The sequence below is a fragment of the Cellulomonas pakistanensis genome (assembly GCF_016862755.1).
Taxonomy (GTDB): Bacteria; Actinomycetota; Actinomycetes; order Actinomycetales; family Cellulomonadaceae; genus Cellulomonas; species Cellulomonas pakistanensis.
In genome coordinates this window covers 22252-35559 of record NZ_BONO01000005.1, presented here as the reverse complement: position 1 = coordinate 35559, position 13308 = coordinate 22252, and the positions used below count along the sequence as shown (strand labels likewise).

14 protein-coding genes are annotated in these 13308 nt (G+C 75.3%); 9 read left to right on the top strand and 5 right to left on the bottom strand.

Annotated features, from left to right (window positions below; translation table 11 throughout):
- The first annotated feature begins 79 nt into the window (after positions 1-79).
- The 4 genes from Cpa01nite_RS04740 (at position 80) to Cpa01nite_RS04725 (ending at position 3623) form a co-directional block, all read left to right on the top strand.
- Positions 80-823, top strand: a complete 744-nt coding sequence (locus tag Cpa01nite_RS04740; protein ID WP_203667604.1) for an alpha/beta fold hydrolase — start codon at positions 80-82, stop codon at positions 821-823.
- A complete protein-coding gene (locus Cpa01nite_RS04735) occupies positions 820-1794 on the top strand; it encodes an NAD(P)/FAD-dependent oxidoreductase (RefSeq protein WP_203667603.1) in 975 nt (324 codons plus the stop codon). Before Cpa01nite_RS04740 ends, Cpa01nite_RS04735 begins: the two co-directional genes overlap by 4 nt.
- A gap of 120 nt (positions 1795-1914) precedes the next feature.
- On the top strand, positions 1915-2337 hold the full coding sequence (locus Cpa01nite_RS04730) for a YciI family protein (RefSeq protein ID WP_203667602.1): 423 nt from the start codon (positions 1915-1917) through the stop codon (positions 2335-2337).
- Positions 2310-3623 carry an RNA polymerase sigma factor gene (locus tag Cpa01nite_RS04725; protein ID WP_239068531.1) on the top strand — a complete coding sequence of 438 codons (1314 nt, stop codon included), beginning with the start codon at positions 2310-2312 and terminating at the stop codon, positions 3621-3623. Before Cpa01nite_RS04730 ends, Cpa01nite_RS04725 begins: the two co-directional genes overlap by 28 nt.
- 30 nt (positions 3624-3653) lie before the next feature.
- Here Cpa01nite_RS04725 and Cpa01nite_RS04720 read toward each other — a convergent pair whose 3' ends face one another.
- The 3 genes from Cpa01nite_RS04720 to Cpa01nite_RS04710 form a co-directional block, all read right to left on the bottom strand.
- Positions 3654-4067 (bottom strand): phage holin family protein, encoded by a 414-nt coding sequence (locus Cpa01nite_RS04720; protein ID WP_203667601.1) that lies wholly within the window; start codon positions 4065-4067, stop codon positions 3654-3656.
- A 187-nt stretch (positions 4068-4254) separates the two neighbouring features.
- Complete coding sequence (locus tag Cpa01nite_RS04715; RefSeq protein WP_203667600.1) at positions 4255-5574, bottom strand: enolase C-terminal domain-like protein; 1320 nt, start codon at positions 5572-5574, stop codon at positions 4255-4257.
- Between the two features lie 103 nt (positions 5575-5677).
- On the bottom strand, positions 5678-6583 hold the full coding sequence (locus tag Cpa01nite_RS04710; RefSeq protein WP_203667599.1) for a LysR family transcriptional regulator: 906 nt from the start codon (positions 6581-6583) through the stop codon (positions 5678-5680).
- Between the two features lie 114 nt (positions 6584-6697).
- On the opposite strand from Cpa01nite_RS04710, the gene Cpa01nite_RS04705 reads away from it, so the two are divergent.
- From Cpa01nite_RS04705 to Cpa01nite_RS04685, 5 genes are read left to right on the top strand one after another with little or no spacing between them, the layout of a single operon-like run.
- A complete protein-coding gene (locus Cpa01nite_RS04705) occupies positions 6698-7699 on the top strand; it encodes a Bug family tripartite tricarboxylate transporter substrate binding protein (protein ID WP_203667598.1) in 1002 nt (333 codons plus the stop codon).
- A gap of 1 nt (position 7700) precedes the next feature.
- Positions 7701-8240, top strand: coding sequence for a tripartite tricarboxylate transporter TctB family protein (locus Cpa01nite_RS04700; protein ID WP_203667597.1), 540 nt, complete (start codon positions 7701-7703; stop codon positions 8238-8240).
- Positions 8241-8251: 11 nt separating this feature from the next.
- Positions 8252-9796, top strand: coding sequence for a tripartite tricarboxylate transporter permease (locus Cpa01nite_RS04695; RefSeq protein WP_239068530.1), 1545 nt, complete (start codon positions 8252-8254; stop codon positions 9794-9796).
- Positions 9793-10188, top strand: a complete 396-nt coding sequence (locus Cpa01nite_RS04690; protein WP_203667596.1) for a universal stress protein — start codon at positions 9793-9795, stop codon at positions 10186-10188. The genes Cpa01nite_RS04695 and Cpa01nite_RS04690 overlap by 4 nt, the downstream gene beginning before the upstream one ends.
- Positions 10185-11447 carry a glucarate dehydratase family protein gene (locus Cpa01nite_RS04685; RefSeq protein ID WP_203667595.1) on the top strand — a complete coding sequence of 421 codons (1263 nt, stop codon included), beginning with the start codon at positions 10185-10187 and terminating at the stop codon, positions 11445-11447. Before Cpa01nite_RS04690 ends, Cpa01nite_RS04685 begins: the two co-directional genes overlap by 4 nt.
- Before the next feature lie 28 nt (positions 11448-11475).
- On the opposite strand, the gene Cpa01nite_RS04680 is transcribed toward Cpa01nite_RS04685, so the two are convergent.
- A complete protein-coding gene (locus Cpa01nite_RS04680; protein ID WP_203667594.1) occupies positions 11476-12153 on the bottom strand; it encodes a FadR/GntR family transcriptional regulator in 678 nt (225 codons plus the stop codon).
- Positions 12150-13268, bottom strand: coding sequence for an L-talarate/galactarate dehydratase (locus tag Cpa01nite_RS04675; RefSeq protein ID WP_203667593.1), 1119 nt, complete (start codon positions 13266-13268; stop codon positions 12150-12152). Before Cpa01nite_RS04675 ends, Cpa01nite_RS04680 begins: the two co-directional genes overlap by 4 nt.
- Between the last annotated feature and the right edge of the window lie 40 nt (positions 13269-13308).

Here is a 13308-nt window from a genome sequence, read left to right as displayed (position 1 = left end):
CCCGGCACCCGCCGGGAGCGACCCGCCGCACCGGGCGGGCGGCACCGCGCCGCCCGCCCTCCACCGAGAGGACAGACCCATGACCAGCAGCACCCCCACCGTCGTGCTCGTGCACGGCGCGTTCGCCGACTCCTCGAGCTGGAACGGCGTGGTCGCCCGGCTCCTGCGGGACGGCTACCCGGTCGTCGCCGTGGCGAACCCGCTCCGGTCGCTCGCCGGGGACGCCCGGCTCCTGCGTGACGTCCTGGACGACATCGACGGGCCCGTCGTCGTCGCCGGCCACTCCTACGGCGGCAGCGTCCTGAGCGAGGCCGCCGACGGCCACCCCCGCGTGCGGGCGCTCGTGTTCGTCGCGAGCTTCCTGCTCGAGGAGGGCGAGAGCACCGGCGACCTCGCCGGGAAGTTCCCCGGCAACGAGCTCGGCGGCGCCCTGCGCCCCGTGCCGGTGCAGGGAGCCGACGGCACCGTCGACGACCTGTACATCCAGCAGGAGAGGTTCGGCCCGGTGTTCGCGGCCGACCTGCCCGCCGGCACCGCGGCGCTGATGGCCGTCACCCAGCGGCCGATCCTGGCCGGGGCGCTCGCGGCCGCGGCGACCCGGGCCGCCTGGAAGCGGATCCCCTCCTGGACGCTGATCACCCGCCAGGACCTCGCCGTCCCGGCCGAGGCGCAGCGGTACATGGCCGAGCGCGCCTCGTCGCACGCCGTCGAGGTCGACGCCTCGCACGCGGTGACCGTGTCCCGCCCGGACGCCGTCGCGGACCTGATCGTCGAGGCCGCCCGCGCGACCTCCGGCGACCGGGGGGAGGGGCGCCTCGCATGACGACCCGCGAGCGGCACGAGCGGTACGACGTGGTCGTGGTGGGTGGCGGCTCCGCCGGCCTGGCCGGCGCGCTGGCGCTGTCCCGGGCGCGCCGCCGCGTGCTCGTCGTCGACGCCGGCGAGCCCCGCAACGCCCCGGCCGGGCACGTGCACAACGTGCTCGGCCGGGAGGGGACGCCGCCGGGCGAGCTGCTGGCGACCGGGCGCCGGGAGGTCGCCGGCTACGGCGGCACCGTGGTCGACGGGCGGGTGGCGGCGCTGGCGCGCGCGGACGGCGGGTTCCGGGTCGACCTCGGCGACGGGCGGGCGGCGCACGCGCGCCGGCTGCTGGTCGCGACCGGCCTCACCGACGAGCTGCCCGACGTCCCGGGCGTCGCGGAGCAGTGGGGGCGGGGCGTCGTGTTCTGCCCGTACTGCCACGGCTGGGAGGTGCGCGACCGGCCGGTCGCCGTGCTCGCCGCCGGCCCGCAGGCCGCGGTCCAGGCCCTGATCTGGCGGCAGCTGACCGACGACGTGGTCCTGCTCACGGACGGCGGCCCGGCGCCCGACCCGGACCAGCGCGCCCTGCTCGACGCCCGCGGCGTCCGGGTCGTCGGGGAACGGGTCGCCGGGCTGGACGTGGCGGGCGGGGCGCTCGCGGGCGTCCGGCTCGCCGACGGGACCGTGCTGCCGCGGCACGCCATGGTCGTCGCGCCGCGGTTCCGCGCGAACGCCGGGCTGCTGGCACCCCTGGGCGTCGAGCCCGTCGACCAGGTGGTGCACGGCGCGGTCCGCGGCACCCGGGTCCCGGCGGACCCGACCGGGCGGACCGACGTCCCGGGGCTGTGGGTCGCGGGGAATCTCGCCGACGTGACGCTGCAGGTGATGGCCGCGGCCGCGCACGGCGTGGCGGCGGCCGCCGCGATCAACGTCGACCTCGTGCTGGAGGACGCCGGCCTCGCGGCCGCGGCCGTCCGCCGGGAGGCGTCCTGAGGTCCGGCGCCGCTGGCGCGAACTCGTCCCGGCACGGTGTCGATCCGGGTCCTTCCCGTTCGACCTGGGAGGTGAGAAGGTCCCCAGCAGGCGGACCGCCGACACGACAGGAGCACGACGATGGCCAAGTACATGCTGATCATGCGGGGCACCGACGAGGGCGCCGCGGCGTACGGCGAGATGGACTTCACCGAGGTCATCGCCGCGATGGGCCGGTACAACGAGTCGATGATGGAGGCCGGCGTGCTCGTCGCCGGCGAGGGCCTGAGCGACGCGAGCGAGGGCGCGGTCGTCGACTTCTCCGCCGACACCCCGGTGGTGACCGACGGCCCCTACGGCGAGATGAAGGAGCTGTTCAACGGCTTCTGGATCGTCGACGTCGCGACGAAGGACGAGGCCGTCGAGTGGGCGCGGCGCGCCCCGCTGCACGGCCCGGGCAACAAGATCGAGGTCCGGCGGGTCAACGGGCCCGAGGACTTCCCGCAGGACAACGAGTGGATCGAGAAGGAGGCGGTGTGGCGGGAGCAGCTCGGGACCAACTGAGCGCCCCGGACGCGGCCGACGCCGGGCGGCGCGCCGTCGAGGCGGTGTGGCGGATCGACGCCGCCCGCATCGTCGGCGCGCTGGCCCGGTACACCGGCGACTTCCCGCTCGCGGAGGACGTGGCGTCCGAGGCGCTCGCGGAGGCGCTGATCGCCTGGCCCCGCGACGGCGTCCCGCGCGACCCGGTCGCCTGGCTGCTCTCCGTCGGCCGGCGCCGCGCGATCGACGCGTTCCGGCGGCGCTCCGCCCGGGACGAGCGGTACGCCGCCCTCGGCCAGGGCCTGCGCGAGGGCGGCGCGCACGCCGGGGCGGCACCCGACCTGCCGGACGACCCCGACGTGCTGTGGGACCCCGACCGGATCGAGGACGACCGGCTCGCGCTGCTGTTCGTCGCCTGCCACCCCGTGCTGCCCAAGGAGGCGCGGCTCGCGCTCACCCTCCGGGTGGTCGGCGGCCTCACCAGCGAGCAGGTGGCCGCGTCGCTGCTGGTGCCGGTGCCGACGGTGCAGGCGCGGATCACCCGGGCGAAGAAGACCCTGGCCGCGGCGGGCGTGCCGTTCGCGGTCCCGCCGGCCGCCGAGCGGGCGGAGCGGCTCGGGTCCGTGCTGAACGTCGTGTACGTGCTGTTCACGGAGGGCTCGTCGGCGTCGACCGGCGACTCGTGGCTACGGCTCGACCTCGCGCACGAGGCGGTGCGGCTGGCGCGCGTCCTCGTGCGGCTCGTCCCGGACGAGCCCGAGGCCCAGGGCCTGCTCGCGCTGCTGGAGCTCACCGCGGCGCGGTTCCCGGCGCGTACCGGCCCGGACGGCGAGCCCGTGCTGCTCGCCGACCAGGACAGGCGGCGGTGGGACGCCTCCGCGATCCGGCGGGGGCGCGCGGCGCTGGGTCGGGCGCGGGCCGTGGGACGCGGGCTCGGGCCGTACGGGCTGCAGGCGGCGATCGCCGAGCAGCACGCCGTGGCGCGCGCGTTCGGGGAGACGGACTGGGACGCGATCGTCGCGCTGTACGAGGCGCTCGGGAGCGTCGCGCCGTCGCCCGTGGTGGAGCTGAACCGGGCCGTCGCGGTCTGCATGGCGTCGGGTCCGGCGGCGGCGCTGCCGATCGTGGACGCCGTCGCGGCCGGCGGCGCGCTGCGCGGCACGTACCTGGTGCCGAGCGCGCGCGGCGAGCTGCTCGCCCGGCTCGGCCGGACCGAGGAGGCGCGGGCGGAGCTCGAGGCGGCGGCGCGGCTGTGCGGGAACGCGCGCGAGCGGGCGGTGCTGGTGGGCAAGGCCGCGGCGCTCTGACGTCGGCGCGGCGGCCCCGGCGGTCCCGCGTCAGGCGGTCTCGGACCGGCCGGCGCGCGCCCGGCGCTCCTCGAGCCGCTTGCGCAGGAGCAGGAACGGCAGCAGCCACGTCGCCACCGCGGTGACCAGCCACACGATGACGACCGCGGCGATCCACGTCGCGACGCCGCCGGTGATGTCCAGCCCGCCGGTGAACGCCGAGGCGATGAGCAGCGCGACGAACGTGGACACCAGGCCGATGCCGCCGAGGAACGCGGTGGCGTACCGGTGCGCCATCGTCGCGATGAACGGCGACAGCACCGCCTGCGCGACCGTGAACACCACGACCGCGGCCAGGAACCCGCTCGTGGTGACGTGGAACCCGTCGAGCACCAAGGAGGCGACCCAGAGCCCCAGCGCCGACGACCCGAGGAAGATCAGCAGCCGGATCAGGAAGACGATCATGGCGGGCTCCCGCGTCCGAGGGGCCGCGCGGAGGTGGCGGCTGGCTCCACGGTCGCCGCCGCGCCGGGCGCGGGCATCACCTGCGCGGGGTGACGGCGCCGCGGCGTGCCCGGCCTCCCGCACCGCCCGCGGCTCCCGCACCTCCTCGGGTCGCCGCACCGCCCCGGGCTGCCGCACCGTCCCCGGGCTACCGCACCAGGCTCGGCCGCTTCGGGTCGAACGTCCAGCCCGGCACCAGGTGCTGCATCGCGACCGCGTCGTCCCGGGCCCCGAGCCCGTGCCGCAGGTACACCTCGTGCGCCTCCGCCACCCGGTCCCGGTCGAGCCGGACGCCGAGGCCCGGGGCCGCCGGCACCGCGACCGCCCCGTCCCGGATCCGCGGCGGGTCGACCGTGAGGGCCTGCCCGTCCTGCCAGATCCAGTGCGTGTCGAGCGCGGTGATCGGGCCCGGTGCGGCGGCGCCGACGTGCGTGAACATCGCCAGCGAGACGTCGAAGTGGTTGTTGGAGTGCGAGCCCCAGGTCAGCCCGAACTCCGCGCACAGCTGCGCGACCCGGACGGACCCCGCCATCGTCCAGAAGTGCGGGTCCGCGAGCGGGATGTCGACGGCGTCGGTGCGGACGGCGTGCGCGAGCTGGCGCCAGTCCGTGGCGATCATGTTGGTCGCGGTCGGCAGGCCCGTGGCCCGGCGGAACTCGGCCATCGTCTCCCGGCCCGAGTACCCGCCCTCGGCGCCGCACGGGTCCTCGGCGTAGGCGAGGACGTGGCCCTGGCCGCGCAGCAGCCGGATCGCGTCCGCGAGCAGCCAGCCGCCGTTCGGGTCGAGGGTGACGCGCGCGTCGGGGAACCGCTCGTGCAGGGCGGTGACCGCCGCGAGCTCCTCCTCGCCGGCGAGCACGCCGCCCTTGAGCTTGAAGTCCCGGAAGCCGTAGCGGTCGCGCGCGGCCTCGGCCAGCCGCACGACCGCCTCCGGGGTCAGCGCCTCCTCGCGGCGCACCCGCTCCCAGTCGTCGGCGCCGTCGGCCTCCCGGAGGTACGGCAGGTCCGTGCGGTCCGGGTCGCCCACGTAGAACAGGTACCCGAGCATCGGCACGCTGTCCCGGTGCTGGCCGCCGCCGAGCAGCTCCGCCACGGGGACGCCGAGCTCCTGCCCGTGCAGGTCCAGCAGGGCGGACTCCAGCGCGGTGACCGCGTGCACGGTGGTGCGCAGGTCGAAGGTCTGCAGCCCGCGGCCCGCGACGTCGCGGCCGGCGAACCGCTCGCCGACGGCGCGCAGCAGCGACCGGTACCGCGCGACGGGCTGCCCGAGGAGCAGGTCGGCGGCCTCGGTGATCGTGGCGCGGATGGCCTCGCCGCCCGGCACCTCGCCGACGCCCTCGCGGCCGTCGGCGTCCGTGACGACGGCGAGGTTCCGCGTGAAGAACGGGGCGTGGGCGCCGCTCAGGTTCAGCAGCATCGAGTCGTGGCCGGCGACCGGGACCACGTCGACCCGGGCGATCGTGCTCATGGCAGGGGCACCTCGTCGTCGTCGGTGGCGGGGTCTCGACCGTAGGGAGCGTGACCGATGCCTGTCCAAGCCCGGAACGGCATCCGGCGATGCGCGCCCGGCATCACAGGGACGTCACCACGTCCAGCACCCGGCGCAGCACGGGCGTCGCGGGCCGGCGCGCCCAGATCGCGTGCAGCTCGACGGGCCGCTCCGGGTCGGCGTCCAGCCGGGTGTCGCCGCCGTGCTGCACCAGCGGGCGGAGCACGACGCCCTCGACGTGCAGCGACGCCGCCGACTCCGGGACCAGCGCCAGGCCCTGCCCCGCGGCCGCGAGCAGCATCGCGGTGAGCACCTGGTGCACGGACTGCTCGATCCGGGGGTGGGCGTTGGCGAGGAACCGCACCAGCAGCTCGTGGAAGTACCGGGACTGCTGCGGGTGGTACCCGATCACGGGCTGCCCGTCGAAGTCGTCCGGCGTCAGCGGCGCGTCGCCCGCCGCGAGCGGGTGGCCCTCCGGCACCACCGCCATGAGCGCCTCGCGTCGCACGACGCGCGACTGCAGCGCGGCGGTGTCGAACGGCGGCCGGGCCAGCCCCAGGTCGAGCTCGTGCCGCTGGATGCCCTCGACCTGGGCCATCGTCACGCGCTCGGACAGCAGCACGTCGACGTCGGGCAGCTCGGTGCGCAGCCGGCGCAGCAGCGGGCCGAGGACCGCGATCGCGGACACGGCGGTGAACCCGAGCCGGACCACGCCCGCGGCGCCCGCGTCGATCCGCCGGGTCCGGTCGCCCGCCGCCTCGACGAGCGCGAGCATCCGGTACGCCTCCTCGAGGAACGCGGTCCCCGCGGTGGTCAGGGCGACGCGGCGGTTGTCCCGCTCCAGCAGCCGGGCGCCCACGGACCGCTCGAGCTTCTGGATCTGGCGGGACAGCGGAGGCTGGGTCATGCGCAGCCGCTCGGCCGCGCGCCCGAAGTGCAGCTCCTCCGCCACGGCGACGAACGAGCGGACCTGCTCGAAAGTGATCACGGCGTCGTCCTCGATGCGTGAAGTGGAACACCCCATGCCGAACGGGGCTTGGACGGGCATCGTCGCACACGCCTAGTGTCGTGGATCACAGCGTTCGGACAAGGGAGTGCGACGATGCGGCACCACACCACGCGCCTGGCCGCCCTGCTCGGCGGCTCGGCCCTCGCCCTCGCGGCCTGCGACGGCGTCTCCACCTCGACGGGCGGCTCCGACGAGACCGCCGAGTACCCGTCGGGGTCCGTCGAGATGCTCGTCGGCGCCTCGGCCGGCGGGTCCTCCGACCTCATCAGCCGCGCGGTGTCGCAGGGGCTGTCGGACGCGCTCGGCGCGTCGTTCCCGGTGATCAACCGCGAGGGCGCGAACGGCGCGATCGCCGCCGCGGAGGTCGCCGCCGCCGAGCCCGACGGCTCCACGATCGCGATCCAGAACGCCTCGCTGTTCGCCATCACCCCGCTCGCGGTGAGCGAGGACGAGGTCACGAGCATCGACGACTTCGACGTGGTGCACGGCGTCTCGCGGGACGACTACGTGATGGTGACGACGGCGGGCGGCCCGTACGCCGACCTGGACGCCGTGAAGGCCGCGACCGGGACGGTCACCTACGGCACGACCGGCGTCGGCACCGGCGCGCAGGTGTCCTGCGCCCTGCTGCTCGGCAGCGCGGGCGTCGAGGGGGAGGCGGTGCCGTTCGACGGCGGCGCACCCGCGCTGACCGCCGTGCTCGGCGGCCAGGTCGACACCGCGTGCCTCCAGGTCGGCGAGGCGGTCGAGAACATCGAGTCCGGGAAGCTCGTCCCGCTGACGGTGTTCTCGCCCGAGCGCATCGAGTACCTGCCGGACGTGCCGACGGCGCAGGAGCAGGGCCTCGACGTCGAGGTCGCGCAGTACCGGTTCCTCACGGTGCCGAAGGGCACGCCGGACGACGTCGTCGACCGGCTCGTCGAGGGGCTGCAGGCGACGTTCGAGACCGAGGAGTACCAGGCGTTCAACGAGCAGAACAGCCTGACGCCGATGGAGATCCCCGGCGACGAGGTCGTGACGCAGCTCGAGGAGGACAAGCAGCGGTACGCCGAGCTGGTCGAGGAGTACGGGATCGACCTGGGCGGCGACAGCTGACATGGCCGACCCGCGCACCCCGGGTCCGGTGGACGAGGGCACGGACGTCCTCGCCGAGATACAGGAGGAGGTCGCCCGCGACCTGGCCGAGGAGCGGCCGCCCGCCGGCGGGCCGGCCTACCAGGTCGCCGGGGCGGCGGTGACGATCGCGATCGGCGTGCTCGGCGCCGTCCTGGCCCTGGGCTACGGCCTCGGGTCGCTGGACCGGCCCGGCCCCGGACTGTGGCCGTTCGCGATCAGCGTGGTCGTCGCGGTCCTGGGGCTCGCGCTGCTGGTCGGCGGCCGGCGGGCGACGGACACCGAGCGGTTCTCCCGGTCGAGCCTGATCCCCGCCGCGGGGGTCGTGACGTTCGTCGGCCTCGGGGCGCTGATGCCGCTCATCGGGTTCGAGATCCCGTCGCTGCTGCTGTGCGCGATCTGGCTCCGCCTGCTGGGCGGGGAGTCGTGGCGCAGCACGGTGCTGGTGTCGGTCGGCACGGTCGCCGCCTTCTACGCCCTGTTCATCTACGGGTTGCGCGTGCCGCTGCCCCACCTGCTGTAGAGGAGACGGACGTGGACCTCACCGCCTTCCTCGACGGCTTCGCGCTCGTCACCGAGCCGGCCAACCTGCTCTACTGCCTGGTCGGCGTCCTGATCGGCATGCTCATCGGCGTCCTGCCGGGCCTCGGCCCCGCCGCGACGATCGCGATCCTGCTGCCGATCACGTACACGATCGACCCGGTGTCGGCGATCATCATGCTGGCCGGCATCTACTACGGCGCCCAGTACGGCGGCACGATCACCTCGGTGCTGCTGCGGCTGCCGGGCGAGGCGTCGTCGGTCGTGACCGTGTTCGACGGGTTCGCCCTCGCCAAGCAGGGCCGGGCCGGCACCGCGCTGGGCATCTCCGCCGTCGGGTCCTTCGTCGGGGCGACCGTCTCGATCGTCGGGCTGACGCTGCTCGCGCCGCTGGTCGCCGAGTGGGCGCTGGACTTCGGACCGCCCGAGTACGCGGCGCTCGCGCTGCTCGGCGTGCTGCTCGTCGCCTCGATCGGCAACGGCGGCATGGTCAAGGCGATGATCTCGGCGGCGATCGGCCTGCTGCTCGCGACGATCGGCCGGGACTCGTTCAGCGGCGCGGAGCGGTTCACGTTCGACTCGCTGCAGCTCTCGGACGGCATCGACTTCGTCATCGTGGCCATGGGCCTGTTCGGGGTGGGGGAGATCCTCTACAACCTGGAGGAGCGGCACGGGAAGCCGCACGTCCCCGCGGCGGTGGCGAACGTCTGGCCGTCCCGCAAGGAGCTCAAGGAGTCCTCCGGCTCGATCGGCCGCGGCTCGCTCATCGGCTTCGTGCTGGGGGTGCTGCCCGGCGGCGGCGCGGTGATGGCGTCGCTCGCCGCCTACGCCACGGAGAAGCGGATCAGCAAGCACCCCGAGCGGTTCGGCCGGGGCGCGCTGCAGGGCGTCGCGGCCCCGGAGACCGCGAACAACGCGGCGGCGACGTCGTCGTTCATCCCGCTGCTGACCATCGGCATCCCGGCCAACGCGTCGATGGCGATGCTGTTCGGCGCGCTGCTGATCCTCGGGATCAGCCCCGGCCCGCAGCTCGTGGACGAGAACCCCGACCTGTTCTGGGGCGTCATCAACTCGATGTACATCGGCAACCTGATCCTGCTGGTGCTCAGCATCCCGCTGGTCGGCATCTTCGTCCGGGTGCTGCGGGTGCGGCCGGCGATCCTCGCCCCGATCACGGCGCTCATCACGATCCTGGGCGTCTACACGATCAACAACTCGACCTTCGACATCTTCGTGATGATCGCGTTCGGGGTGGTCGGCTACCTGATGAAGAAGCTCGGGTTCGAGCCGGGGCCGATGGTGCTGGCGTTCGTGCTCGGCTCGATCGTCGAGTCCAGCGTCCGCCGGTCGCTGCTGATCTTCGACGGGGACCCCACCGGGTTCATCACGCGGCCCATCTCCGGGACGCTCCTGGCGGTGTTCGTCGTGGTCGCGCTCTGGCCCGCGGTGAGGCTGCTGCGCGGCCGGCGGGCCGCCCGGTCGGCGGCCGCGGAGCCCGCAGCCCCCACCCCCACCCGCGGAAAGGCGGACCACCGATGACGCTCCTGATCGGCTACATCCCCACCCCCGTCGGCGAGGCCGCGCTCGAGGCCGGGCTGGCCGAGGCCGTGGTGCACGGCGAGAACGTGGTGATCGTCAACAGCTCGCGCCGCGGCGCCACGGTCGACGCGGACCTGGTCGACGAGCAGGCCGGGGCCGCGCTCGTGGCGCGCGCCGCCGCGGCGGGCGTGCCGGCGCGGCTCGAGCAGCCGACCCACGGGCGGGACATGCTCGACGTGTTCGAGGACCTGGTGGCGGCGACGGGCGCGCGCGCGATCGTGATCGGCCTGCGCCGGCGCTCGCCGGTCGGCAAGCTCGTGCTCGGCAGCGACGCGCAGCGCATCCTGCTCGAGGCGAGCGTCCCCGTCCTGGCGGTCAAGGCGCCCGCGTGACGTCGCGGATCAGCCGCGTCGACGTCACGCCGGTGGCGTTCGCGGACCCGCCGCTGCTGAACGTGGTCGGCGTCCACCAGCCGTGGGCGCTGCGCGCGATCGTGGAGGTCCGCACCGACGACGGGCTCGTGGGGCTGGGGGAGACCTACGCGGACGAGGCGCACCTGGCCCGGCTCGGCGCGGTCGCCGCGGCGCTGCCCGGCCACGACCCGTTCGACCTGCACGAGCTGCACCGGCTGGTCGCCGAGGTGCTGGGCCGGGAGACCGGCGGCGCGGGCGCGTCGTTCGGCGGCATGCTCGACGTCGCCTCGGCGGTGCCCACCGTCGAGTCGCCCTTCGAGGTCGCCTGCCTGGACGTGATCGGGCGCGCGACGGGGCGGCCGGTGAGCGACCTGCTCGGCGGCGCGGTCCGCGACCGGGTGCCGTTCAGCGGCTACCTGTTCTACCGGTGGGCGGCGCACCCCGGCGGGGCGGAGGACCCCTGGGGCGCGGCGCTCGACCCGGACGCGGTGGTGGCGCAGGCGCGCCGGATGGTCGACGGGTGGGGGTTCGGCTCCCTCAAGCTCAAGGGCGGGGTGCTGCCGCCGGAGCAGGAGTGCGCCGCGATCGAGGCCCTGCGGGACGCGTTCCCCGGCGTGCCGCTGCGGCTCGACCCCAACGGCGCGTGGACGCCCGAGACGTCCGTCGCGGTGGCGCGCCGGCTCACCGGGGTCGTGGAGTACCTGGAGGACCCGACGCCCGGCATCGACGGCATGGCGTACGTCGCCGCCCGGACCGAGGTGCCGCTCGCCACCAACATGTGCGTGATCGCGTTCGAGCACCTGCCGCCGGCGATCGCCGCCGACGCCGTGCAGATCGTGCTGTCCGACCACCACCTGTGGGGCGGGCTGCGCGCCTCGGCGCTCCTGGGCGGGATCGCGCAGACGTTCGGGCTCGGGCTGTCGATGCACAGCAACTCGCACCTGGGCGTCTCGCTGGCCGCGATGGTGCACCTCGCCGCCGCGACGCCGGGGCTCACCTACGCGTGCGACACGCACTACCCGTGGAAGACCCAGGACGTCGTCGCGCCGGGCGTGCTGGCGTTCGAGGGCGGCGCCGTCGCGGTGCCGACCGGACCGGGGCTCGGCGTCGAGCTCGACCGCGACCTGCTGGGCGTGCTGCACGAGCAGTACCTGACGTGCGGGGTGCGCCGGCGGGAGGACACCGTGTACATGCGCACCGTGCAGCCGGACTTCGTCGCGAACACCGCGCGGTGGTGAGGGGCGCCGTGCGCCCCGCCCGCCCCGGTCAGGCCCGCAGCCGGCGGCGCGTCCCGCCCAGGTGCACGCGCATGGCGGCGCGCGCCGTCTCCGGGTCCCCGGCGACGACCGCCTCCGCGACGGCCGCGTGCTCGTCGTGCACCCGGTGCACGTGCGCCTCGTCGACCAGGGAGTACCGGTCCTGCAGCCGGGTCCGGGGGAGCAGGATCATCATCGGGCCCAGGGCGTCGACCAGGTCCCGGTAGAACCGGTTCCCGGTGGCGGCGGCCACCGCCCGGTGGAACGCGAAGTCGGCCTCCACCGCCCGGTTCGGGCGCGCCGCGGCGAACGCCGCCAGCGCGGCCTCGACGGCGCTCGCGTCGGGGCCGGTGCGGTGCGCCGCCGCCAGGTACGCCGCCTCGCTCTCCACGCCGATCCGGAAGTCGAGCATCGCGAGCACGTCGGCGTGGCTGCGCACGGTGGCGGCCTCGACGCCGAACGGGGTCGGCTCCGGCACCGCGAGCACGAACGACCCCCGGCCCTGCGCCGTCTCGACCAGCCCCTCCGCGCGCAGCCGGGTCACCGCCTCGCGCACCACGGTCCGGGACACGCCGTGCGCGGCGACCAGCTCCGCCTCGGACGGCAGCCGCGCCCCCGGCGGCAGCGAGCCGTCGAGGATGCGCGCCCTCACCGCGTCGACGACCGACCGGGTCCGGGCGCCGCTCATCGGCCGAACGTCGCCGTCTCCCGGGTCAGCGCCCGCATCCGGTCGCTGAGCGTGATGCCGAGGCCGGGCCGGTCGGGCACGCGGATCCGGCCGTCGGCGATCTCGACGCGCTCCTCGAACAGCGGGTCGAGCCACTCGAAGTGCTCGACCCACGGCTCGGTCGGGTAGGCCGCGGCGAGGTGCAGGTGGATCTCCATCGCGTAGTGCGGGGCGAGCGCCAGCCCCGCGTGCGACGCCAGGGTCGCGAACCGCAGGAACGGCGTGATGCCGCCGATCCGGGGCGCGTCCGGCTGCACGATGCCGCGGTACCCCGCGTCGAGCAGCGCCACGTGCTCGGGGACGGAGGTGAGCATCTCGCCGGTCGCGATCGGGGTGTCCACGGTGCGCGACAGGTCGGCGTGCCCGACCGCGTCCCACGCGTCGAGCGGCTCCTCAATCCACACCAGGTCGAACTCCTCCAGCGCCCGGCACATCCGGCGGGCGCGCGCCCGGTCCCACTGCTGGTTGGCGTCCACCATGAGCGGGGCGTCGCCCAGGTGCTCGCGCAGGGCCGCGACCCGGCGCAGGTCCTCCGCCCAGTCGGGCTGTCCGACCTTGATCTTGATCCCGCCGATGCCGGCCGCGAGCGAGGCGCTCGCCCGCTCCTTCACCTCGTCGACGGACGCCTGCAGGAACCCGCCCGAGGTGTTGTAGACCCGGCAGGAGTCGCGGTGCGCGCCCAGCAGCTTGGCCAGCGGCAGGTCGGCGCGGCGCGCCTTGAGGTCCCACAGCGCCACGTCGAGCGCGGCGATCGCCTGGGTGGCCACGCCCGAGCGGCCCACCGACGCGCCGGCCCACAGCAGCGAGTCGTAGATCCGCGCGATGTCGGACGGGTCCTGCCCGATCGCGACCTCCGCGACGTCGGCCAGGTGCCGGTACTGCGCCCGCCCGCCGGCGCGCTTGGAGTAGCTGAACCCGGTGCCGCGGTGCCCGTCCTCGGTCTCCACCTCGACGAACAGCAGCACCGTCTCGGTCAGGGGTCGCTGCCGGCCGGTGAGGACCTTCGCGTCGCTGACCGGCTGCGCGAGCGGCAGCACGACGTGCGACAGGGTCAGGCGGCGGATCGCGTCGGACATGGTGGTCTCCCTCGACTCACGTGTAGGACGAGCCGCGACG

Bases quoted from the DNA above. Each gene is read 5' to 3' on its own strand.
- Cpa01nite_RS04675 (WP_203667593.1), bottom strand. From the start codon at position 13,268: ATGTCCGACGCGATCCGCCGCCTGACCCTGTCGCACGTCGTGCTGCCG.
- Cpa01nite_RS04730 (WP_203667602.1), top strand. From the start codon at position 1,915: ATGGCCAAGTACATGCTGATCATGCGGGGCACCGACGAGGGCGCCGCG.
- Cpa01nite_RS04735 (WP_203667603.1), top strand. From the start codon at position 820: ATGACGACCCGCGAGCGGCACGAGCGGTACGACGTGGTCGTGGTGGGT.
- Cpa01nite_RS04700 (WP_203667597.1), top strand. From the start codon at position 7,701: ATGGCCGACCCGCGCACCCCGGGTCCGGTGGACGAGGGCACGGACGTC.
- Cpa01nite_RS04715 (WP_203667600.1), bottom strand. From the start codon at position 5,574: ATGAGCACGATCGCCCGGGTCGACGTGGTCCCGGTCGCCGGCCACGAC.
- Cpa01nite_RS04720 (WP_203667601.1), bottom strand. From the start codon at position 4,067: ATGATCGTCTTCCTGATCCGGCTGCTGATCTTCCTCGGGTCGTCGGCG.
- Cpa01nite_RS04690 (WP_203667596.1), top strand. From the start codon at position 9,793: ATGACGCTCCTGATCGGCTACATCCCCACCCCCGTCGGCGAGGCCGCG.
- Cpa01nite_RS04740 (WP_203667604.1), top strand. From the start codon at position 80: ATGACCAGCAGCACCCCCACCGTCGTGCTCGTGCACGGCGCGTTCGCC.
- Cpa01nite_RS04680 (WP_203667594.1), bottom strand. From the start codon at position 12,153: ATGAGCGGCGCCCGGACCCGGTCGGTCGTCGACGCGGTGAGGGCGCGC.
- Cpa01nite_RS04705 (WP_203667598.1), top strand. From the start codon at position 6,698: ATGCGGCACCACACCACGCGCCTGGCCGCCCTGCTCGGCGGCTCGGCC.